The sequence below is a fragment of the Frankia sp. AgPm24 genome, from assembly GCF_023243055.1.
Taxonomy (GTDB): Bacteria; Actinomycetota; Actinomycetes; order Frankiales; family Frankiaceae; genus Frankia; species Frankia umida.
Window position 1 is genome coordinate 1 of sequence record NZ_JALKFW010000207.1, and the last position, 21,972, is coordinate 21,972.

The following is a 21,972-nucleotide window of genomic DNA, read 5'->3' on the forward strand; positions in this document are numbered from 1 at the left end:
CACGTCCGCCACCCACCAGCTGTGTGTCGCCCACCTGCTGCGCGAACTCCAAGCCGTGAGCGACACCGCCCCGGCCGGGACCTGGTGCTGGGCGACCCAGGCCGCCGACGCCCTCGTCGCCCTGCACCGGCTCACCGCCGACGCCACCACCACCGGCACGCCGGTCGACCCGACAGCGCTGGCAGCCCACACCCGGGCCCTGCGCCACGCCGCCCACATCGGGATCACCCAGACCTCACCGCGCGGCACGACACTCATGGCCGCCCGCCACGCCCTGGCCTGCCGGCTCATCGACCGCGAAACCGACTACCTGCGGTTCACCCACGATCTGCGAGTTCCCGCGGACAACAACGGCTCGGAACGCGACATCCGCATGATCAAACTACGGCAGAAAGTCTCCGGGTGCCTCCGCACCCTCACCGGCGCCCGCCAGTTCTGCGCGATCCGAAGCTACCTGTCCACCGCCACCACACACGGCATCCCCCTGCTCCCCGCCCTCGTCCAACTCGCCGAGGGCCACCCCTGGATGCCCGCAACCACCTAACCCACGATCAAAGCGATACCTGACCAGTTACGAGAAAAGCATCGGCGAATTCGGTGTCCAGGTCGTCGACGGTGGCGTGCTCGACAGCCCCTGCCTCGGGAGATCCGCAGTGCCGGAAGACATCACCGTGCCCCCTCGGATCCCGCGGTCGACACGTCGGTTCCGCACTCGGCGCGGACCGGCTCGCCGGCCCGGATGCCACGCTCGCCGCGCCCACGGCCGCTGACACCGAGCCGGCCTAAGCCGGCGGCGTCCTCACACTCCGACCGCCGCCTCCGGATCGCCGGCGTCGGCGGCGCCCGCTCCGACCGGCGGGAGGTCTGGTCCAGCCGCCGCCGTGGGTTGCGAGTCCAGGCCGAACGAGGCGAGGGCCGCCACCACGAGCGCTCCGGCCGCCACGTACCAGGCGTGCTGGAAGACCGCTTCGCTCGCCGCGCCGGAGGCGCGGCCCAGGATCGCCACCAGGACACTGATTCCGATGACCGAGCCGAGCTGGGTGGCCATCGTCACGATCGCGCTGCCGGTCGCGGAGTCCTTCTGCGGCAGGCCGACCGTCGCCCGGGTGATCGCGGTCGGCACCGCCAGGCCGTAACCCAGGCCGAGGACCACCCAGGTCGGCAGGAACGCGGCCACGAACCGCGGGTCGTCGGTGACCAGGAGAATCAGCATGATCGTGCCGACCGCGGCGAGCAGCGCGCCCGCGACCGCGATCCGTCCCGCCCGCAGCCGGGTACGCGTCTGGAGGGTCTCCGCGACCGCCGAGCCGACGGCGAACATCACCGGGCCGGCCGTGGAGGCCAGCCCGGTGCGGATCACCGAGTAGTGCCAGTGACCCTGGAGCCACAGGATCGTCGAGAGCAGTTCGATCCCGAAGGCCACGAAGGCGACGAAGGCCACCAGGTTGGCGGTGGTGAACACCCGGTCCCGGAACAGGGAGAGGGCGATGACCGGCGCCGGGTGGCGGGCGGAGCGGGCCAGGAACCACGTCAGCGCGACCGCCGCGAGGACGAACGCGACGATCACCCGGGCGCTCGACCAGCCCCAGTCCGGCGCCTTGACCAGCCCCAGGGCCAGCGCGCCGATCGCGACGATGAACAGCCCGCCGCCGCGCAGGTCGGGCAGGTGGTCGTCGGCGTCCCGGCTGCTGGGCAGGTAACGGGCGCCCAGCGCGAGCGCGGCCACCGCGACCGGGATGTTCACCAGGAACAGCCACCGCCAGGACGCCTCCACGAGCAGGCCGCCCAGCACCGGGCCGGAAGCCGCCGACAGCGCGCCGGTGGTGAACCAGATCTTCACGTAGGTGCCGACCTTCGCCGGCGGCGCGGTCAGCAGCACCAGACCGAGGCTGGCCGGGGTGAGCAGGGCCGCACCGGCGGCCTGCAGGACCCGGAACCCGACCAGCACCCAGATGTCGCCGGACAGGCCGGCGCCGATGCTGGCGACGGCGAACACGATCAGGCCGAGCAGGAAACCACCCTTGCGGCCGAACCGATCTACCAGGCGGCCGGCCGGTACCAGCAGCGCGGCGTAGACGATCGCGTAGCCGTTGAGCACCCAGCTCAGGTCTGCGAGGGAACCTGCGTGGGTGCCGTGCCCGATGGCGGGCAGGCCGACGTTGGTGACCCACACGTCGAGCTGGGCCAGGAAGCTCGCGATCGACAGGATCGTCAGTAGCAGGGCCGGGGAGACGGGCCGTGCGCCGGTGGCCGCACGGCGCTGGCTCGGGATGAGCGGGACAGCTTGGGGGCTGGGACCGGCCTGGTCGGGCTGGGTGTCCTGCTCTGTCATGAGGTTGGCTCGCATCTCGCGGTCGGGGCCCGGCGCATGCGCGCGGCGCCCGGTCGGCAGGGGACGCCCAACGATCTGGACTGTTCAGTAAAGAACGCTCAGGGTTCTGGACTATTCCGCCAACAACGAGATCCGTGGTTACGATCGATCGATGGGGCGCCCACCTGGCTTCGACCGGCAAGAGGTGCTGGCGGCCGTCGAGCGTGCATTCCGCAAGAACGGCTTCGACGGGACGAGTCTCGACGACATCTCGGCCGCGACGGGGCTCGGCCGCGGCAGCCTCTACGCCGCCTTCGGCGACAAACACGCGCTGTTCCTGGCCGCACTGGGGGACTACTGCGACCAGGACGAGGCGTGCGGCGCAGCCGCGTTGGCCGGCCCGGACGAGACCGCGATGGAGCGCCTGCGGGCCTATCTCATCGACTCGCTCGACCGGCAGCTGAACGACCCCGAGCAGCTGGCCTGCATGGCCAGCCGCTTCACCGTCGAGCTGGCCGGGCGCGACCAGGACGGCACGGCCCGCCTACGCCAGAGCTTCGAGGCGCAGCGGGCGGCCCTGGCCGACTGCCTGCGGGCCGCGCAGCGCAACGGCGACCTCGATCCAGCGGCCGAGCCGGTCACGCTGGCGACGTTGCTGGTCGTCGGCTTCCGGGGCATCGGCTCCCTGATCGGGATCGGGCTGGACCGGGGTGAACTTGTCGCCGTCATCGACGCGACCCTGGCCGGCCTGCCCGTGCCGCCCCCGTCAGTCGCCTCGTCCTGACCGTCGCCGGCGCATCCTGAATGCGCCTTGCCGACTGAGTGGTGCGCGGGAGGCCGGTCCGGCCGCCTGAGCCCCGGTTTCGCCGGGCTGCCACACAGGAGCCGTACTCTCAGGTGTGACCGAGTCCGAAGACCAGCCGACGTTCCATGACCTCGGGCTTGGTACCCCGGTCCTGCGAGCCCTCACCGAACTCGGCTACGAGGTGCCGTCGCCGATCCAGGTCGCCACGATCCCCGCCCTGCTCGAGGGCCGCGACGTCGTCGGCCTCGCCCAGACCGGGACCGGTAAGACCGCGGCGTTCGCTCTCCCGATCCTGTCCAGGATCGACGCGCACAGCGCCGCCACCCAGGCGCTTGTGCTCGCCCCGACCCGGGAACTGGTCCTGCAGGTCGCCGAGGCGTTCGGCCGGTATGCCCACCACCTCACCGGCCTGCATGTGCTGCCCGTCTACGGAGGGCAGCCCTACGCTCCCCAGCTGGCCGGGATCCGCCGCGGCGCGCAGGTCGTCGTCGGGACTCCCGGGCGGGTTATCGACCACCTGGAACGCGGGACGCTCGACCTGGGCGGCCTGCACACCCTGGTCCTCGATGAGGCCGACGAGATGCTCCGGATGGGCTTCCAGGAGGAGGTCGACCGGATCCTCGCCGACACCCCCGACGCCAAGCAGGTCGCGCTGTTCTCCGCGACGATGCCCGCGCCGATCCGTCGCATCTCCCGGCAGTACCTGCGCGACCCGGTCGAGATCACCATCAGGGCGCGGACCGTCACCGCCGCGAACACCCGGCAGCGGTTCCTGACCGTCGCCGGGCCGCGCAAGATGGACGCGCTCACCCGGGTCCTCGAAGTCGAGCCGTTCGAAGCGATGATCATTTTCGTGCGGACGAAGTCGGCGACCGAGGACGTCGCCGAGCGGCTGCGCAGCCGCGGGTTCGCCACCGAGGCGATCAACGGCGACCTCAGCCAGCCGCAGCGCGAAAAGCTCATCGCCCAGCTCCGTGACGGCACTCTCGACCTGCTCGTCGCCACGGACGTCGCCGCCCGCGGCCTCGACGTCGAACGGGTCACCCACGTCGTCAACTACGACATCCCCACCGACCCGGAGTCGTACGTCCACCGCATCGGTCGTACCGGCCGCGCCGGGCGCAGCGGTGAGGCGCTGCTGCTCGTCACCCCCAGGGAAAAGGGCCTGCTCGCCGCGATCGAGAGAGCGACCCGCCAGCCGCTCGTCGAGATGGAACTGCCCACCGCGGAGGATGTGAACGCCCAGCGGGTCGCGAAGTTCCACGACGCGATCACCGCCGCGCTCGACGCGCCAGCCCACGCCGTCTTCAGGGACCTGGTCCTTGGCTACACCCACGAGCACGACGTTCCGCTCGCCGACATCGCCGCGGCGCTGGCCGTGATGACCCGCCAGGAACCGGGGGAGTTCCTCCTCCCGCCTGACACCGCCCCGCCTGCCCGCGACAGGCCCGCCCGCGGCGCGGGCGGGCCGCGGCCGGTCTATGCCACCTACCGGATCGGGGTCGGGCATCGCCAGCGGGTCACCCCGGGCCAGATCGTCGGGGCGCTCGCCAACGAGGGCGGCCTGGACCGGGCGGACTTCGGGCGGATCGACATCCGGGCCGACTACAGCCTCGTCGAACTTCCCACCGACCTGTCCAAGGACACCCAGCAGGCGTTGACCCGCACCCGCATCGCCGGCCAGCCCCTCAACCTGCGCGCCGAACGGCCAAGCCGGGAATCCGGTGCGCGGCTCGGCGGCAGCCGCCGAGGAAAACCCGCCCCCTCCGCCCGCAGGACGCGCCGCCCCGTCTGACGTCACGCCGTAGACACCGTCAGAACATCAGATTCGCCGAATGTTCCGCACGTTAATTTTGAGATCTGTGAACCGGGTGCTCGGTCTCCATCGGCCAACAATCACGTTCCGCTGGCCACGACCACCCGGTCATCGTCGAGCTGCTTAAACAGGAACGATGATCCTGAAAGCTCGCTGACCGGTCCCGTCGGGCCGCGGCCAGCGTTGGCCGGGCCACCGTCCCGTTCGGAGGCACGTTCGGCTGAAGACCGGGCAACGGGGGTGCCTCACGTGTTGTCCGGGGCCCACCGCATCGACATGCGCGGATTCTCGATCCGCACGACTTCGAAACCAAGGCGGATATAGAGAGCCTGTGCGGGATTGTTGACGAAGACGCTGAGCCGGACCGGAACGTCGCGCCGCTGAGCAGCCCGAAGGATGCCCCGTAGCAGATGGCTGCCAATGCCACGACCTTGCGCGTCGGGGAGCAGCGCGATCTCCTCGACCACGGCAAATGGCAGATCGGCGAACTCCTTGTCAGCGGTTATGTGCTGTTCCGCATCATCCCACCCCGATGTCTGTTCGACGTATGCCCGCAGGGCGGCTCACCTCACCTCGAAGAAGAACTCTCGATCGCTGCTCAGAGCGGGCGTGTCAATCGCGAGCGGTGGCATGCTCGATGAGCGCGTCGGTGAGCTCGAGGCGACCGTTGTCGGCAAGCGCCTTCCAGGCCAGCGCGAGCAGCCGTTGGTCTCGATCGCTCACCGTCGCCGCGGGAATCGGCAGCACCGAGCCCGGATATCCCGCCGGATAGCCAAGCCCTGATGCCCCATCAAGCACGTCGATCAGCGGAACGACGCTGTCAACGCCGTAGCGTTCGACGAACCGGCGGTGGTAATCCGCCCACGCGGCCGGTCCCAGCGGCTCCCGACCCAGCCGCGTCAGGACGTCGGCGGCCACGGCCATGTCCGAAGCGACGGACATGGGCAGGTGCAGGTCGCAGTCGAGGACGAGGTCGACCGCCATGGGCGAGCGCTGCTGCGGGCTGACCCGGTCCATCACCGCGATCAGGTCCGCACGCGGACCCGCCTGGGCTCCCAGCTCCGGCGCTGCATTAAGTTCCCCGAGCCGGGCGTGGATCGCGGCCAACTCATCCGCAAGCAGCCCGACCTCGGCCAGATCGCAGGCACCAGCTCGCTGAAGGGCCGCGACCAGATGACCGAGCGGAGCGGTCTCCGTCATCGGTGCCCGAAGACCGCTGGTCAGGAACTGCTCGGCGACCAACTGGCGCAGCAGCGCCTCGATGCGCTCACGGCCGACGCCGGCGAACTTTTCGTCCAGCCGGTCAGCCAGTTCGGCGAACCGCCCTGGTCCTCTCGCGGTATCCATCACGAGCCGCACCGGTGGGGTCAGAGGGATCTCGACGTGGCCGTCGGCGCGAGGCACAACCAGCCGCCCAGCTCGTTCGACAGCCAGACTGTTGAACACGACCTCCATTCGCGCCAGGACCGGGCCCGCCTCCAGCCGGCTGACGATCTCATCCAGCCACGCGGCATCGGCCCGAAGCGTCGACCGATGGCGATCACCGATGCGCACCGACGCCACCTGGCCGAACCGGGCCGGCGCGACACCCGCGAACAGCGCGAACGGCGTCGAGCGGCCCCCGGAACGCACCAGGTACCGCACGACCGTCGCCGCAGCAGCCCGCACCCGCCGGTCGGCGACGGGATGCCCGGCAACGATCTGCTCGACCCGCGCGGCCAACGCACCGCTGGCGAGCCCGACCGGCTCCCGGGCCTGCGGCCAGACCCTCGCCAACCAGCCCCGGCACGCTGCCGCGTCCTCCAACACCGGCCAGTCCGACACCACGCCATCCAGCGGGCGGGCCGCAGCGCGCAGCAACGCGGGACCCGCCGGCTGGTACAGCATCCCGCCCATCCGCATGCTCCTTCCTGCAACCGCCACGATGGCCATGTGCCCTTCCACGCCGCGCCCCCAGGACCGTCGAGGCGGCACGGCGCTCACCTCGTTACGCGCTGACGCACGCCGACGGGGCACCGTAGGTCTGCCGTGAGGCGGCGAACAACGCCCGAATCCGGGTTTCCAGCGTGATACGCCGCAGGGTGGTCGTCGAGGAGGGCCGGCGGGTCCAGTCGTAGAAACCGGACGCGGACACCGCAGGCCATCGGCACATGTTTCCTACCGGGTAGGAGTCCTTCTCCGCGGCGATCAGCTGATACTTATCGGTCGCTGATGGCGTTGCGCGAAGAAGACGGTCGCTTTTGAGGGGAACTCACGCTCCATCCGGAGTTCTCGGTTCTCCTTCTGCAGCTCCCGCAACCGGGCCCGCTCCGACATGGTCAGTGGCTCGTCCTCGCTGTTCTCGTGGGCACGCCGCCAGGCCGTGACCCAGGTGCCCGGCGTGCCCTCATGGATACCGAGATCCTTCGCGACAGCCGAGACCGGCCGGCCCGAATCGATGACGAGTTTGACCGCATCGTCCTTGTATTCCGGCGTGAACCGCCTTCGCGGCTTTGTCATCAATATCCTCCGTCCACGGATCAATTCTCCCACAGGGATCACTCTCCGAAGAATGGGGACCACCTCACTGGCGGAGGGTGTCGAGGAAACGCTGACAATGGCGGGCGATTTCGTCGTCGAACACCGCGACGTAGCCGCGGGCGGTCTGCGGGACTCGCGCTGCTGGTTCCGGCCGGTCCTGGTTCCGGCCGGTCCTGGTCTCGGCCGGTCCTGGTCCCGGTGTTGCCGCTGCTGGGAGATGGTTCCGAGGTCGCAGGGCCTTCCGGCGCGGGCCCGCGCCCAGAGATTTGCCCTGGACGCGGGCGGCACGACCGGGCCGGGTCAGGTTCGGCAGGAGGCTCCGGCGCAGGTGGCGAGGACGTCGAGGCGGGCGTCGAGCTGGGCGACGAGCTGGGCGTTGGCGGCCACCCCTGCCGGCGTGGCGAGCAGGTTCGTCAGCTCGTAGGGATCGCTGGCCAGGTCGTAGAGCTCGCGTTCATGGACCTGCGGGTTTCGGTCGAGGTCGTACCAGCGGACGTAGAGGTACTGATCGGTCCGCAGGCCCGACCACGGCGGCAGGTCGAGATAGACGCCGGCGATGCCTTCGACCTGTTCCTGGATGACGCCGTCCTGGCCGTCGAGGCCGGGCCCGGCGTACTGTCCGAGCAGGTCGGACCGCCAAGAGGCGGGCTGCTCGCCGCGCAGCAGCGGCGTCATCGACTGGCCGTCGACGTCCGCCGGAACCGGCACCCCGGCGAGGTCGAGGAACGTCGGGGCGAGGTCGAGACCGGCCACCATGTGGGCGTCGGTCCCCGGCCGGACACCGGGCCCGCTGATCACCATCGGCACCCGCAGCGACTCCTCGTAGGGGGCCATCTTCTGGGTCAGCCGGTGGGAACCCAGGTTGTAGCCGTTGTCCGAGGTGAAGACCAGGTAGGTGTTGTCGAGCTCGCCGGTTTCACGCAGCGTGTCGACGATGCCGGCGACCATGTCGTCGAACGCGTACAACGATCCCATCCGGTCCTGGTAATCGGGATCGTTGATCGCCGCGACCCGGGCTGACCGTTCACCGGCACTGGCTCGCAGCCACCACGGCTTGTCGGAGACGTCCGCCTCGTCGAAGTTCGGGGTGACCGGCGCGCTGGCGGTCGCGAACGGATGGTCGGTGTGCCGCGGCGCCGGCGGCAGCGGCAGGTGCGGGGCGGTGGGCGCGGCGTACAGGAAGAAGGGCACGTCGTCGCCGGCCGCCCGGCTGATGAAGTCGGTCGACTTCGCGGCCACCACGTCGGTGGAATAGTTCGCCGCGTCGTCCGACCCGCCGTACTGGACGATCTGGCCGTTCTCGTTCAGCGCGTAGTTGTAGCCGGTGTAGAAGTTGTTGTCGACGCTGCCGTACCACTCCGACCAGCCGGGCGGGATGTGCTCCGGTGCGTCCTCGATGCCGTTCATGTATTTGCCTACCAGCGCGGTGCGGTAGCCGCCGCCCTCGAGAGATGTGGCGACGGTGTGTTCTTCGTTGCCGTTGGCCGCGAAGGTCGCCCAGCCGCCGACGTCACCGCTGTTGGTGAGCACGCCGGTGTTGTGGCCGTATTTCCCGGTCAGCAGTGAGCCGCGGGCCGGGCAGCAGATCGGTGTCGGCGCGAAACCGTTCGAGAACGTCATGCCGGTGTCGCGGACCAGCGCCGCCGTCTGCGGCATCGCCTCCCAGTACGGCGACGTCGTCGCGTCCAGGTCGTCTGCGAGGATCAGGACGATGTTCGGCCGCTCGCTCGCCGCGTCGGCGAACGTGGCGGCCGTGGCGGCCGAGGCCGGGGACGGCGGGCCGGTCACGACGGCCACGGTGCCGGTCGCGAGTCCGAGCGCGCCGGCGACGGCGGCGGCACCGAGACGGACCCGCGGGCTGATCCGACGATGTCGGGGCATGGCGCCTCCTGGGAGGGTGGAGGCCGGCGGGACGCCGACCAGGCTGTGGGGACCGCCGACGGAACGGTTCCGTCGCGGCGGTGCCAGCAGACCAACCTCGCCTGCGAATCGGATGTGAGCCGGCGGCGAGAACCGTGTGACCGGGTCGCGCGGCATCCCTCGAACGAAGCTCACATGCCGCTCGGTTGGAATGGCGATCCGTGGCCGCGCCGTCCGCCCTCAGCCGGAACGAGGCCACGGAGTTGGGCGAAGGCCGGCACGGAGGGGTGGGAGTGGACGGGAACGGGCAGGCGCCACGGCTGCTGGTGGTAGACGACGAGCCGAACATCGTCGACATGGTCCGGATGGCCCTGCGGTTTCACGGTTTCGAGGTCGCCACCGCCAGCTGCGGCGCGGAGGCGACGTTCGCCGTCACCACCGACCGGCCCGACCTGATGCTGCCCGACGTGATGCTGCCCGATGCCGACGGGTTCGACCTGTGCCGGCAGTGGCGGGCGCAGGGCCTCGACGTCCCGGTGGTGTTCCTGACCGCTCGCGATCGCCACACCGACAAGGTCGCCGGTCTGACCTACGGCGGCGACGACTACGTGACTAAGCCGTTCTCGATCGACGAGCTGGTAGCCCGGGTACGCGCGGTGCTACGCCGGGCCTGGCGCTCCGAGGAACCCGAGGCGCCCGCCGGGCACGTCCTCACGTTCGCCTGGATCGTCGGACCGTCGACGTCTCGGAGATCGTCCGGGATGCCGTGGCGGACGCGGCGGCCGTCGAGCCGGACCGGCCGCTGGTCGCCGACGTACCCGACGGATGCCGGACCGTCGGCGACCCCGACGCGCTGCGGCAGGTCCTCGGCAACCTGCTCGCCAACGTCCGCGCCCACACTCCGCCCGGCACCCCCGCCGAGGTCAGCCTGGCCCAGCTCGAAGTGGCTGAGGTCGAGGTGGCTCAGGACAGCGTCGGCGGCGGCCTCCGGGTCGAGATCCAGGTCCGTGACGACGGCCCCGGGGTCGCCCCCGGCGAGCTGGACCGGATCTTCGACCGGTTCCTCCGCTCGTCCGCCGGCCGCTCCCGCCCTCACGGACAGGGCGGGGACCGCCGCACACCGGTCGAGGCAACAACCGACACCGCTACACCGAATCGCCGTGCAGAAACGCCAGGGCGGGAAAATCTTGCGCCGACATGTCCAGATCCGGGCCGCTGCTCCGACCGGGAGCTGGCGCCCACGACCGGGGCGCGTGACGGAAAGGAATCACTGTGAAATACATGATCATGATGTTCGGTGGACTAGGTACCTCCCTCGCGGACCGCAGTCCGGAGTGGATCGCCGAGATGCAGGCCACGATGATGCGGACGGACCGTGAACTGCGCGAGTCCGGCGAGGTCGTCGAGAGCCGGCACCTGACCGACCCGACCCAAGCCACGACTGTGCGGTTCACCGACGGCGCGCCGACGCCGACCGACGGCCCGTTCGCCGAGATCAAGGAGACTCTCGCCGGGTACTGGGTCGTCGAGTGCGGTCGCGAGCGGGCGGTCGAGATCGCCTCGCAGGTCGTCGCAGTCACCGAACACCCGATGGAAGTCCGTCGAATCATGGACGAGCCTCCCCAGCAGATGTGAGGCGAGCGATCGTGACCGAGCCGACCGAGGACCTGCTGCGCGACCTCGCGCCGCACGTCCTCGGCGCGCTCGTCCGCCGCCACGGACAGTTCGACGCCTGCGAGGACGCGGTCCAGGAGGCGATGCTCGCCGCCACCCTGCAATGGCCCGTCGACGGCGTCCCGGACCGGCCCCGAGCATGGCTGACCACCGTCGCCACCCGGTCGCTCGTCGACCACTGGCGCAGCGACAGCGCCCGACGCCGCCGCGAAGCAACCGCCGCGCTCGACCCGACCCGCCAGCCGCCCGCAGCCGACCCCGACGACACGCTCGTCCTGCTGTTCCTGTGCTGCCACCCCGCCCTGTCGCAACCGTCACAGCTCGCACTCACCCTCCGCGCGGTCGGTGGCCTCAGCACCGCGCAGGTGGCCTCGGCGCTCCTCGTACCGGAGGCCACCATGGCCCGACGGATCAGCCGGGCCAAACGACGCATCCGCGACACGGGCGCCCAGCTCGAACTACCGACCTCCGCCGACCGGGCCAGCCGGCTCGCGGTGGTCCTGCGCGTGCTGTACCTGATCTTCAATGAGGGGTACACAGCCACGTCGGGACCGGACCTGATCCGGGTGGACCTGACCGCCGAGGCGATCCGGCTCACCCGTCTGCTGTACCAACTGCTGCCCCACGAGGGCGAGGCCGCGGGGCTGCTGGCGCTGATGCTGCTCACTGACGCCCGCCGCGCGGGGCGAACCGACCGCGACGGCTCCCTCGTGCCCCTCGCCGACCAGCAGAGGGACCTGTGGGACCGAGCAGCGATCGCCGAAGGGCAGACGTTGCTCACCCGGACGCTGGGCGTCGGACCGGTCGGCCAGTACCAGGTCCAGGCCGCCGTCGCAGCCCTCCACGACGAGGCCCCGACCGCCGCCGACACCGACTGGCCACAGGTCCTCGCCCTCTACGACGTGCTCGGACAGATCGCTCCCGGACCCCTTGCCACCCTCAGCCGCGCCGTCGCCGTCGCCATGGTCCACGGCCCGACCGCCGGCCTCGTCGAGCTCGGTACTCTCGACACCGACGACCGACTCGCCCACAGCCACCGCCTCGAAGCCGTCCGCGCGCATCTTCTGGAGCAGGCCGGCGACCCTGACGCCGCTCGAGAGTCCTACCTACGAGCCGCACAAATGACCGCCAGTCTGCCCGAACAGCGCTACCTCACCCGCCGCGCCGCCCAGCTCCGTCCGCACCCGTAGCCGAGCCGGTCGTCTTCGTCGATGGTCGAAAGAGTGATCTACTGGTGCTCGTCGACCAGGTCCGCTGCGTCGCTGTGCGGGATCCGACCGGCCTCGTAAGGGCTTGACAAGGAGGTTCACGGCTTGTTTCGGAATGCCGTTTCTGGCAGGTGTCCTCTGGTCGTAGCCGGTCAGGTGGAGGACCTTGATCCCTGGTCGGATCTGGCGGATGCGGTCGGCGACCTCGACGCCGGGTATTTCTGCCAGTGCAGGACGTCCTCGGCGCGGGACCGGTGGAGCAGGTCTTGCTCCCGCGCACCCGCGTTGGCCCGATCTGGAGACGTTCCGGTCGATCGAGCTGGCGTCCTGCCCGCCTGAGAGACGGACGTGGGAATCTTCGCCCGTCGGAATGCCCAGACGGATACCGAGCGTCGCGACGTTGCCGAAGCCGAACAAGAACGTCAGCCCGACCACGATCCCCACCATCACGGTCACGAGACGGACCGAAGCCTCCGGACCCGCCAGGTGTTCCGAACGCGTGTTCGAATCCGTGGATGATGTCGCCAGCTCGGCGCTCATTGGGCGTCGTCCCTGGTCGGAAGCCGTGCGGCGACCGGGCGGACGGTGATTTCGGGGCCCTGAACCAAGATCGGCTGGTTCTTGTTGTGGTGCGTTAGGTCCACGAGTCGGCCCGCCGTGGTCGCTGACCGTCAGTCAGCTTCCCGGCGGGCCGCGATGCTTTTCGGGGACGACCCCCGAACCTTCTGCTGTCGAGCTGCGCTCGACGCCGCCCGTGCCGCACTGGGTTCGGGCTGGACGCTGGCGGAGCTGTTGACAGGGGCCTGTCCCCGTCTGGCGCCCCGCCGACCTCGCACTGGTCACTCGTCCGCCATCGGCTCGCTCCTGCGTTCGGGGATCGGATCGCCGGGCTTCGACGGCTTGCCATCCGGGCCGTAGACGATGCTGTCACCGGGGCCGTTGACAAACCGGCCGAGTCGGTCCTCCGGCTGCTCGTCTGGCTCTTGGTCGTTACTTCGCTGCATTACGTCCTCCTTGACCACCATCGCCTTGGTTTGGTCGGCATAGCAGCCAGGCCACACGTCGGGGTGCATATGCCCTCTGGCAGGTGAGGGTGGGGGGTGACCGCCGGAGCGAACCAGGGAGACCCTCTATCGCCCGGTGGCGCTCAGGGCATCCAGGTGCCACCGGGGCCGGAGGCCGTAGATGCGGCGTTCCTGGCTGGTGATAGTTGTCCCAAGCGCACCCGTACGGCTTGAGCGGCATTTGTCTCGATTCTGGGGTGTGATGATGGTCGTAGAGGCCTCTTGCTCCAGCCCAAGAGGCGTCGCGATGACGTTGTCGAGACTCATGGTGCCTTTCGGTGCGCCGCGAAATATCTCGCCCGTCCCGGTAGGTTGGTCACCTGGTTTCAGGTTGATCCGCTGGCTGATGGAGACGTCGATAAGAGACTCCCCGCGGTCTGGCGCGTCATTGACCAGGGTCCAGTTCAGGTTGGGCCAGAACCGGGCACAGGTCACCAGCCCGGAGGGCTCGCAGGGCTCATCATCGATCGATCATGCCCGACCCGGTCCTGAGCGGGCTCGATTCCCGCTACCTCCACCAATGTGGGCATCGGGCGATCCGCTCCCTTTGGGAGCGATGTAGCCAGTAGGACGGTTGCGGCGCCCCTGTGGAGGCGGGGGGCGTGGCTTGTCGGGTCGGCTTCGGCCCGTTGGAGTCTCCGGCGTCTGCGTTGGCAGCGTCTCCTGGAGCGTCGGATCTGAGGACCTTGCCGCAGCGGTTCCGTCGGTTCTGGACCCGCTGGGAACGCCGCGCCGACATGTATCAGGCGTTCCTGACTCTGGCCTGCTCGATCATCTGGCTGTGGAAGCTCAGCGGACCACTCCGAAAAGACCCGTAACGACTGTGGGGCGCTGCCCTGCCTCAACCAGATGTTCGCCGCCGCGGAGCCGAACTTCCGGTCTACCTGCCCGTTGCGTCCATGTTGGACCCGATTCCCGTGACCAGAAGGGCCTGCTCCGATGATTTGCTGCACGCTCCCGTATCGGCGCATATTGAATCAATTATCGACATCACGAACGCCGTAGCGCCCGCGGCGAAGAATACTCCTACCGCCATGTTGGCCACCCCCTCTACGGTCATTCCTCCGGCGCTGGCAAGTGCGGCAATCGAGCTCGACGTCTCGAGCAGTGCGATAATGGCCGGTGTGCTGACGGGTCCGGCCGCTATGCACGCTGCGGCGACGACCACAAATGCTGCGGCAGCGGCGCCAACAATGAGTCCTTTGCAGAGTGCGCAGCCGAGCCAGTTGCTGGCTTCCGCGTCCGTTTCCCACCCGGCCGTGAACTGCACCGACTTGAGCCAAGCCATGAACTGCGTACAGCAGTCCGGAGCGCCGCCGATCCCCTCGCGGAGATTGATCATTGAGGACTTCGGGAAACCGGCGGTAAACATCAGGGTCATTGGGTCGCTGTTCCATGCCGGGTAGAGACTGGGTGCGGTGGAAACGAGCTTCATGATCTGCTGAGTGAGCGGGCCTATTTCGTCCATCTCTCGCAGCAGGGGAACCGAGAGCGGCGCGGTACCACCTGCGATGGTTGCCACGTTCGCGGCGTCGATGCTGATCTTCAGCATGCCCTCGTCGCGGTACAGATACTGATGCTTTCCGTTTACCAGCAGCGACCAGGTTCGGGAGTTCGGGCCCGCGCCGGTGTCCTCAATTGTCAGCGAACCGAGGTCGCCTGCCGATACGATATAAGCTGCTCCTTGTGGGCCAAGCCGGTCGCCGAGTGGCCGAGGGCCCACTGCGTTACCCGAACCTCCCCAAATCGCGCCCTGCTCGCCCGTTCGGGTAGATATGGTTTCGATGTGCCACATTGGATTCGCCACTCCTTAGCGGATTGGAGATCTGCTGGTTCCCGGGAATTGATTGATGGGAGTACCGGGCGGGCGACAATCATGTCTCGGCCCTCCTGTCCCCCTCCCAGGTTTCCTGATAGAGCCCCAGATTGCGCGTGAGATCAAATTCCGCGATTCCCGATCAATGCATCCAGGATCAACCGGAGAGTCTGCTGCGAGGCAACGTTGATCGATTATTTTTGTCTCGCGTGCGACAGCAGGTGCTGGTTCGGTCGCGCGAAAGTGACTGATCATCGTCCCGTGGACTGGCCTGCCCGGGTCATCGGAAGATCCACGTGATGATGGCCGTCGATGGTCACCTCGCGTCGGTGTCGTCGGTTGAGCGGGCGTTATGTCGCCGCGGGCTGCTCCAGCCGGTCGACCACCAGAGCGAACGGCGTGAGCTCGTGAAAGCCCGCAAGGCAGTGTTCGCTGGGCCGCCGACCGGATCCGTGTCAGGTCTGGCAGTTGGATTTCTCCGAGGTCGCGGATGTCGTCGAACCGGGTGCGACGGAACTCGCGCAGGGTCCGGGCGAAACCCTCGTCGACCAGCGCGGCCTGCTCAGCGTGCGCATCGTCGCGGCGTGCTCCTGGTGGACGTGCCAGTAGGCGGCGATGTGGTACCGGATCGCGTCGGGGTCGGAGAAGTCCGACGAGTGCGCCGGCATGCTGGCGCACTCGTCGCTGGCCGTGGCGACCTCCTGTAGCAGCCCCGCAAGCAGGTCCTCCTTGCCCGCGAAGTGCGTGTAGAAGGACCCACGTCCACCCGCCGACCAGGCGGGCAGTGCATGAACACCGGCGTGCAGGACGCCTACAGCCTCGACTGGAAACTGGCGGCCGAGACCATGATTGACACCTGTGAGAGCGAGCCGCGTACTGTCGCCGCGCGCGTCCATCGGAGTCAGCACCGCTCTGCTGGAGCAGTACCGGCAGGAAGATCCGGACGCATACAAGCGCGGCGAGGACGGCTTCGGCCTCGATATCACCTACCGTGCTCCGGACGTCACCTGCTGAATCACCTCGTCAGCGTGAGGTGGGCGGTCGACGCGGGTCCAGCAGAGCACTGCCGGGCTGGGGTGGCAGGACATGGTTCGGCAGTTCTCCGGAGGCATGAAATCTGCCCGGTCGCAACTCTCCGGGTTCATGAAATCCTTCCGCTCGCACATTGGCCGAAGGGCACAAAAGTACCTCTCCTGCAAACCTGACAGAGGGCATAGGTTCCGTTCTGTTGCAACGGTCCTGGCAAGAAAACACAAACTTGACAGCACCGTGGATCTTGCTTATGGTTCGGCCATTCAGGTCCTTGCTGATCGATGCCCGAAGGTGTTCATGGCCGCGCCTCCAGTATTGCCGAAGTTCAAGCGGAATTTGATTCTTGCCGTTCTCATGTTGTCTTCGCTGCTGATTTGGCTGGACAATACAGTCCTGAGTACTACGCTGGAGACCCTTGCCGACCCGGTTCGCGGGCTGGGGGCCAATCCCGGTCAGCTGCAATGGGCGACCGGTTCGTACACTCTGGCCTTCGCCACATTGATGTTCACCGCAGGAGCACTGGGTGATCGCTTCGGTCACCGTGCTGTGTTTTCCGGCGGGTTGGTGATCTTCGCCGGGTCCTCGCTGTGGGCGGCGTACGCAAGCGATGCGAGCGAGCTGATCGCAGCTCGAGCTGCGATGGGGGTGGGTAGTGCGCTGATCACGCCCGCCAGCTTGGCCATCCTTACGTGGACCTTCACCGGCCCCGCGCGGGCTGCCGCGGTCAGCGTTTTCTCGACGTCGGCCGGTGTCGGAATGGCTGCTGGCCCGGTGCTGGCTGGGCTCCTGCTCGATCATTTCTGGTGGGGCTCGGTCTTTCTGGTCAACGTCCCGGTCGCGGCATTGGCGCTTGTCGGGCTCGCGGTGCTGGTGCCGAATTTCCGCAGCCCCACTCGGCGGCCATTGGACCCGACCGGGATGTTGCTCTCGGTCGGTGGGCTCGTGGCATTGTCCTACGGGCTGATCCGGGCGGGGCAGGTGGCTGCCTGGAGCCGCACCGATGTCTGGGCTCCGATCCTTGCCGGTCTGGTTCTGCTGGCCGTTTTCGTACTTGTTGAGCTGCGTGCCAAGACGCCCATGTTTGATCCTCGACTGCTCGCGCAACGCATGTTCGGTGGCGGAAACGCGGCGCTTGGGCTACTGCTTTTTGGTGTGGCTGCCATAACCTTCTACAACGCGTTCTATCTGCAAGGATCGCTCGGATTCTCACCGATGGAGGCCGGGTTGGCCAATATCCCGACCGCGCTCGGCGCGCTCGCGGGGGCCCTCCTCGCTCCGCGCCTGGTCCGCCTCCTGTCGCTACGTCTTGTCGCCGTGCCAGCTCTGACCGCGGCCGCGCTGACCATGGGCGGGTACGGGTTCCTCGGGCTGCGAACTCCACTCGTCTGGATCGAGATCCTGCTGCTGATACAGGGCCTCTCGATCGGCATGGTGATCGGCCCCGTCACGGCTGCCTTGATCGGCAAGCTGTCACTGGAACAGGCCGGTGCAGGATCGGCGGTCACCAGCACCGTGCGACAAACGGGCAGTGTGATCGGAATCGCCGTAGGCGGCACGATCATGTCGATCACGTATCGACGCGCGATCGAACCTTCGCTGACAGGTGTACCGGCTCCAGTGCGGGATCAGGCGCGTGTGTCCGCCGAACAGGCCCGCCACGTCGCCGCTGCCATCCATCGGCCAACCCTTTCTCGGGCTGCTGATCATGCCTTTATCCATGCCATGCACGTCGGTGCGGTATGGATCGCGGTCGTCGCACTCCTCGGGGCGGCTGTGCTGCTGTTGACCTTGCCTGCTGCCGGCAAGAAGAAAGGTTCGATGCCGGAGCTGGACCACGAAGCGGCCCGTGGCTCTGAGATCGGGGCCGCCCAGACACCACAAAGCGTGATGGATTCGCATCGGTGACGCTGGTATTCGGGCAAGCCGACCTGTGTCTGTCGGTCGACGCGGTGTCGAATGGCGCTGACGTGGTGCCGATGCCGAGAGACGCGGAGGGCACCGAGCACCTCGGTCGGCGCAGATGGAGGTCCACCGACGAGGGGGGTCGTTCACCTGGGACGGGCCCCGCAACCAGTAGAAACGCCAGGCGCTTCCGCGGTCCCAGCACCGTCACCGTCACCAGTGCGAGTGCGGGTGTACGAGGGATCGCCGCGGCGCCGTTGCTACGGTGCAGGCGATGACCACCGAGCGTTTCACTCTCGATCCCGGTGTTCGCGCGCTCCTGCATGACATCGGTGCCTCGCTCGGGCGCGTGCTCAGGCGGGCGCGGCTGCCGGCGGGGCTTCTCGGTGACGGGCCGGCCAGGCTGACCACCGACGAGTACTACCGCTTCTGGGAGGCGCTTGACGCCGAAACCGGCGACCCTGACCTGGCGGTGCGGATCGGACGGGCGATCTCGGCTGAGGTCTTCGACCCGCCGCTGTTCGCCGCACTGTGCAGTCCCGACCTGGCGAGTGCGGCCGAGCGGATCGCGACGTTCAAGCCGCTCATCGCGCCCACCGTCCTCGATGTGGTCAGGAGTCCACGCGGCCTGACCATCACCTTCAACTGGCCACCGGGTACGAACCCGCCGCGGTTGCTGAGCATCGCCGAGCTCGCCTTCTTCGTGGCGCTCGCGCGGCTGGGCACCCGCCACGAGGTCCACGCCGTGCGCGTCGCGGCCCGTCGGCCGCCGGCGGCCTCCGACGAGATCTCGAACTTCTTTGGTGTGCAGGTCCGCAGGGGCAGGGCCGACTCGATCACCTTCGCGCCCGAGGACGCCACGCGACCTTTCCTCACCGAGGACGAGCCCATGTGGCGTTTCTTCGCTCCCGAGCTGCGCCGGCGACTGTCCGATCTGCAGGCCGCGGCCAACACCGCGGACCGGGTGCGCGCCGTGCTCCACGAGATCCTTCCTGCGGGCGACAGTGCGATGACCACGGTGGCCCGCGAACTCGCCACCAGTTCCCGCACCCTGCAACGCCAGCTCCAGGCCGAGGGAACCAGCTACCAGGCCGTGCTCACCGGCACTCGCGAACAGCTCGCCCGTCACTACCTCACGGACAGCACGCTCGGCATCGCCAAGATCGCCTACCTGCTCGCCTACGACGACACGAACTCCTTCTACCGGGCCTTCCGCACGTGGACGGGGCGCACCCCCGACTCGGTGCGGGCCGAACACGCCGCACACCCGCGCGCTCTGCCTCCCACCTAGGGGTGCATCCGCCGCCGCCTCCGACCCGGTGGGATCACCGATCGCTCGGGGGAACCCGTCCGAAGTTTGGCGGGATCAGAAGGTTCTCTGGCGTGTTCTGCGAGTCACACCGGCGGTCGTGGTCCCTACCGTCAGGGACATGGCACCGACCGACGAGGTCGGGCGAACACCCAGGAGATGACCATGACCCAGACGACTCTGATCACCGGAAGCTCGAGCGGCATCGGCAAGGCCACCGCGAAGCACTTCCACGCCAGGGGCTGGAACGTGATCGCCACGATGCGCACCCCCGAGACCGAGACCGAGCTCACCCGGCTCGACAAGGTCCTCGTCACCCGGCTCGATGTCCTGGACCCGATTTCCATCTCCTCGGCGGTCGATGCCGGCCTTGACCGGTTCGGCGCGATCGACGTGCTCGTCAACAACGCCGGGTACGGCGCCTACGGCCTGCTCGAGGCAACGCCGATGGACAAGGTCCGCCGGCAGTTCGACGTCAACGTCCTCGGCCTCGTCGAGACGACCAAGGCCGTGCTGCCTCACCTGCGCGCCCACCGCGGCGGCACCATCGTCAACATCTCGTCGATCGGTGGCAAGGTCACGTTCCCGCTCGGCACCCTGTACCACGGCACCAAGTTCGCCGTCGAAGGGCTGAGCGAAGCACTCCACTTCGAGCTCGCCGCTATCGGCGTCAAGGTCAAGATCATCGAGCCTGGCTTCGTCGACACCGACTTCGGCGGCCGCTCGTTCGACTTCACGAACGACGAGAACCTCGCCGAGTACCGCGACGTCGTCGCGGCGTTCCTCACCGCCCAGGCACAGCTGGGTGCCGGCGGCGACGCACCCGAGGTCGTCGCAGAGACGATCTTCCAGGCGGTCACCGACGGCACGAACCAGCTCCGCTACACCGCGGGCCCCTACGCCGCCGAACTGGTGGCCAGCCGTGCCGCCGCCACCGACGACACCTTCCTTGACGGCGTGAAGAAGCAGTTCGGCCTGTGACGAACGAGTCGCGGCCTTTGGTGCGAGAATCGACGGCTCCGTGGTCGGGCTCCCTCCCTGGCCGACAGCGACCCTGACCGTGATCGAGGCGGCGAGGCCGGCAGGCGACGCCGGGCCGCCTTCACGTCTCGGGCCCGCCAGGGGGTTTTGGTGGCGCCCAGCCGCGCATGACACGACAGAACCAGCAGCGGGAGGGCAGGGCATCGTGAGGAACTCCATCACCGTCGCGCGGGTCGCCCGCACGATCGACGGACTTCGCCACCGCGACGACCATGACGTTCCACGCGCGGCCGGCACGGCATCTTCCGCAGGTGCTCCCCACCGGCCGCGGGTCGTCGTCGTCGGTGCGGGGTTCGCCGGTCTCGGTGCGCTCCGTCATCTGGAAGCCCGCCTGCCGGCCGGCGCCGCGGATCTCGAGCTCGTCTCAGCGACCGACCATCTGCTCTACACGTCCCTTCTGCCGCAGGTGTGCGCGGGCGGCGTCGAACCGAGGCACGTGGCCGTCCCCGTCCGAGGCATGGTGCGCCGAACGGTGCTCCGGCTCGGGCATGCCGTCGACGTCGACACCACCAGCGGGACCATCAGCGTGGTCGCCCGGGACGGCTCGACGTCGGAGGTCGGCTGGGACCGGCTGGTCCTCGCCCCCGGATCCCTGACCCGCGTCCCGGACATCCCCGGCCTGGCCGAGCACGGCCTCGGCCTGAAGAACCTCACCGAGGCCGTCTACCTGCGCGATCACGTCCTGCGGCAGCTCGAGCACGCCGACGCCTGCGTGGAGACCGCCGAGCGGCGGGCCAGGTGCACCTTCCTGGTCGCCGGCGCCGGCTACACCGGAACCGAGCTGGCCGCCCAGATGCGCCGGTTCACCCTGGAGGCCCTCGACCGCTTCCCCCGCCTGAGGCGGGAGGACCTTCGCTGGATTCTTCTCGATCAGGCGCCGCGGGTACTTCCCGAGCTGGACGAGGCTCTCAGCGACGGCGCCATGGAGGTCCTGCGTGAGCGTGGTGTGGAGGTACGGCTGAAGACCTCCGTCTCCGCGGTCACGGCGACCTCCGTGGCCCTCAGCGACAACGAGACCATCCCGGCTCACACCCTTGTCTGGTGTGCGGGCGTGACACCGAACCCGCTCATGGAGAAGGTCGGTACCGAGACCGTCAAGGGCCGGCTCGTGGTCGACGAGAACCTGCGCGTTCCCGGGCTGTCGGGGGTGTTCGCGCTCGGGGACGCCGCGGCGGTCCCCGACATCACCAGGGACGGAGCCCCGGCCGGGCAGACGGCACAGCACGCCGCGCGCCAGGGCGCGGCCGCCGGCCGCAACGTCGCTGCGTCACTCGGCCATGGCAGGGCACTGCCGTACCGTCACCGCGACCTCGGGTTCGTCGTCGATCTCGGCGGCACCGACGCCGTCGCCAATCCGCTCGGCCTGCATCTTTCCGGCACTCCGGCCGCGGTCGTCACCCGCGCCTACCATCTGCTCGCCCTCGGGTCCGGCGGAAACCGGGCGCATGTGGCCGCCGACTGGCTGCTTTCCTCCACCGGCCCGGAACAGATCGTCCAGCTCGGATTCCTGCCCTCGCCGAACGCGACGATCGCCGAGGCCGAGGACACCCATGTGTACTCGGCCTGACACCTCAGGCCGGGGGTGAACACCGACGGCGGTCCGCGACCGCCGAA

The 21,972-nt window shown here is 68.8% G+C and carries 17 protein-coding genes and 2 pseudogenes; 11 read left to right on the plus strand and 8 right to left on the minus strand.

Going from position 1 to position 21,972, the window contains the following annotated elements; all coding sequences use genetic code 11:
• On the plus strand, positions 1-544 hold a 544-nt coding region (locus MXD61_RS20425), incomplete at its 5' end, for a transposase (protein ID WP_248815074.1).
• A gap of 255 nt (positions 545-799) precedes the next feature.
• On the opposite strand, the gene MXD61_RS20430 is transcribed toward MXD61_RS20425, so the two are convergent.
• Complete coding sequence (locus MXD61_RS20430) at positions 800-2,332, minus strand: MFS transporter (protein ID WP_248815075.1); 1,533 nt, start codon at positions 2,330-2,332, stop codon at positions 800-802.
• A 151-nt stretch (positions 2,333-2,483) separates the two neighbouring features.
• Here MXD61_RS20430 and MXD61_RS20435 point away from each other — a divergent pair, with 151 nt between their 5' ends.
• Positions 2,484-3,095, plus strand: a complete 612-nt coding sequence (locus MXD61_RS20435; RefSeq protein WP_248815076.1) for a TetR/AcrR family transcriptional regulator — start codon at positions 2,484-2,486, stop codon at positions 3,093-3,095.
• A gap of 115 nt (positions 3,096-3,210) precedes the next feature.
• Positions 3,211-4,911, plus strand: coding sequence for a DEAD/DEAH box helicase (locus MXD61_RS20440; protein ID WP_248815077.1), 1,701 nt, complete (start codon positions 3,211-3,213; stop codon positions 4,909-4,911).
• A gap of 266 nt (positions 4,912-5,177) precedes the next feature.
• Here the strand turns inward: MXD61_RS20440 and MXD61_RS20445 are convergent, their stop codons facing one another.
• From MXD61_RS20445 to MXD61_RS20460, 4 genes and pseudogenes are all read right to left on the minus strand, one after another.
• Positions 5,178-5,489 carry a GNAT family N-acetyltransferase gene (locus tag MXD61_RS20445; protein ID WP_374629312.1) on the minus strand — a complete coding sequence of 104 codons (312 nt, stop codon included), beginning with the start codon at positions 5,487-5,489 and terminating at the stop codon, positions 5,178-5,180.
• A gap of 55 nt (positions 5,490-5,544) precedes the next feature.
• Complete coding sequence (locus tag MXD61_RS20450) at positions 5,545-6,828, minus strand: lantibiotic dehydratase family protein (RefSeq protein WP_248815079.1); 1,284 nt, start codon at positions 6,826-6,828, stop codon at positions 5,545-5,547.
• A 115-nt stretch (positions 6,829-6,943) separates the two neighbouring features.
• A pseudogene (locus tag MXD61_RS20455) lies at positions 6,944-7,431 on the minus strand (transposase); the annotation flags it as partial.
• A 321-nt stretch (positions 7,432-7,752) separates the two neighbouring features.
• Positions 7,753-9,333, minus strand: coding sequence for a sulfatase (locus MXD61_RS20460; RefSeq protein WP_248815080.1), 1,581 nt, complete (start codon positions 9,331-9,333; stop codon positions 7,753-7,755).
• Between the two features lie 335 nt (positions 9,334-9,668).
• On the opposite strand from MXD61_RS20460, the pseudogene MXD61_RS20465 reads away from it, so the two are divergent.
• The 4 genes and pseudogenes from MXD61_RS20465 to MXD61_RS20480 all read left to right on the plus strand — a co-directional run.
• Positions 9,669-10,034 (plus strand): annotated as a pseudogene (locus MXD61_RS20465) (response regulator transcription factor); the annotation flags it as partial.
• A 44-nt stretch (positions 10,035-10,078) separates the two neighbouring features.
• A complete protein-coding gene (locus tag MXD61_RS20470) occupies positions 10,079-10,588 on the plus strand; it encodes an ATP-binding protein (RefSeq protein ID WP_248815081.1) in 510 nt (169 codons plus the stop codon).
• A 5-nt stretch (positions 10,589-10,593) separates the two neighbouring features.
• Entirely contained in the window at positions 10,594-10,947 is a 354-nt protein-coding gene (locus MXD61_RS20475; RefSeq protein ID WP_248815160.1) for a YciI family protein, read from the plus strand.
• Between the two features lie 8 nt (positions 10,948-10,955).
• Positions 10,956-12,176, plus strand: coding sequence for an RNA polymerase sigma factor (locus MXD61_RS20480; RefSeq protein WP_374629314.1), 1,221 nt, complete (start codon positions 10,956-10,958; stop codon positions 12,174-12,176).
• 857 nt (positions 12,177-13,033) lie between these two features.
• Here MXD61_RS20480 and MXD61_RS20485 read toward each other — a convergent pair.
• The 3 genes from MXD61_RS20485 to MXD61_RS20495 all read right to left on the minus strand — a co-directional run bounded on the left by MXD61_RS20485 (position 13,034) and on the right by MXD61_RS20495 (position 15,982).
• The gene (locus MXD61_RS20485; protein WP_248815083.1) at positions 13,034-13,219 is read right to left on the minus strand and encodes a hypothetical protein; all 186 of its coding nucleotides are present in this window, start codon (positions 13,217-13,219) and stop codon (positions 13,034-13,036) included.
• A 919-nt stretch (positions 13,220-14,138) separates the two neighbouring features.
• Positions 14,139-15,053: a hypothetical protein gene (locus tag MXD61_RS20490; RefSeq protein WP_248815084.1), complete on the minus strand. Its 915-nt coding sequence runs from the start codon at positions 15,051-15,053 to the stop codon at positions 14,139-14,141.
• 476 nt (positions 15,054-15,529) lie between these two features.
• The gene (locus tag MXD61_RS20495; RefSeq protein WP_248815085.1) at positions 15,530-15,982 is read right to left on the minus strand and encodes a TetR/AcrR family transcriptional regulator; all 453 of its coding nucleotides are present in this window, start codon (positions 15,980-15,982) and stop codon (positions 15,530-15,532) included.
• Positions 15,983-16,343: 361 nt separating this feature from the next.
• Between MXD61_RS20495 and MXD61_RS20500 the strand changes: the two genes are divergently transcribed.
• The 4 genes from MXD61_RS20500 to MXD61_RS20515 all read left to right on the plus strand — a co-directional run bounded on the left by MXD61_RS20500 (position 16,344) and on the right by MXD61_RS20515 (position 21,925).
• Positions 16,344-18,011: an MFS transporter gene (locus MXD61_RS20500; protein ID WP_248815086.1), complete on the plus strand. Its 1,668-nt coding sequence runs from the start codon at positions 16,344-16,346 to the stop codon at positions 18,009-18,011.
• Between the two features lie 271 nt (positions 18,012-18,282).
• Entirely contained in the window at positions 18,283-19,299 is a 1,017-nt protein-coding gene (locus MXD61_RS20505; protein ID WP_248815087.1) for an AraC family transcriptional regulator, read from the plus strand.
• A gap of 183 nt (positions 19,300-19,482) precedes the next feature.
• Positions 19,483-20,298 (plus strand): SDR family oxidoreductase, encoded by an 816-nt coding sequence (locus MXD61_RS20510; RefSeq protein ID WP_248815088.1) that lies wholly within the window; start codon positions 19,483-19,485, stop codon positions 20,296-20,298.
• Between the two features lie 205 nt (positions 20,299-20,503).
• Positions 20,504-21,925 carry an FAD-dependent oxidoreductase gene (locus tag MXD61_RS20515; protein WP_248815089.1) on the plus strand — a complete coding sequence of 474 codons (1,422 nt, stop codon included), beginning with the start codon at positions 20,504-20,506 and terminating at the stop codon, positions 21,923-21,925.
• Positions 21,926-21,972: the final 47 nt, after the last annotated feature.

Excerpts from the sequence above, each read along its gene's own strand:
- MXD61_RS20490 (WP_248815084.1), bottom strand. The coding sequence starts at position 15,053 with ATGTGGCACATCGAAACCATATCTACCCGAACGGGCGAGCAGGGCGCG.
- MXD61_RS20435 (WP_248815076.1), top strand. The coding sequence starts at position 2,484 with ATGGGGCGCCCACCTGGCTTCGACCGGCAAGAGGTGCTGGCGGCCGTC.
- MXD61_RS20485 (WP_248815083.1), bottom strand. The coding sequence starts at position 13,219 with ATGGTGGTCAAGGAGGACGTAATGCAGCGAAGTAACGACCAAGAGCCA.
- MXD61_RS20460 (WP_248815080.1), bottom strand. The coding sequence starts at position 9,333 with ATGCCCCGACATCGTCGGATCAGCCCGCGGGTCCGTCTCGGTGCCGCC.
- MXD61_RS20430 (WP_248815075.1), bottom strand. The coding sequence starts at position 2,332 with ATGACAGAGCAGGACACCCAGCCCGACCAGGCCGGTCCCAGCCCCCAA.
- MXD61_RS20510 (WP_248815088.1), top strand. The coding sequence starts at position 19,483 with ATGACCCAGACGACTCTGATCACCGGAAGCTCGAGCGGCATCGGCAAG.
- MXD61_RS20475 (WP_248815160.1), top strand. The coding sequence starts at position 10,594 with ATGATCATGATGTTCGGTGGACTAGGTACCTCCCTCGCGGACCGCAGT.
- MXD61_RS20450 (WP_248815079.1), bottom strand. The coding sequence starts at position 6,828 with ATGGGCGGGATGCTGTACCAGCCGGCGGGTCCCGCGTTGCTGCGCGCT.
- MXD61_RS20505 (WP_248815087.1), top strand. The coding sequence starts at position 18,283 with ATGACCACCGAGCGTTTCACTCTCGATCCCGGTGTTCGCGCGCTCCTG.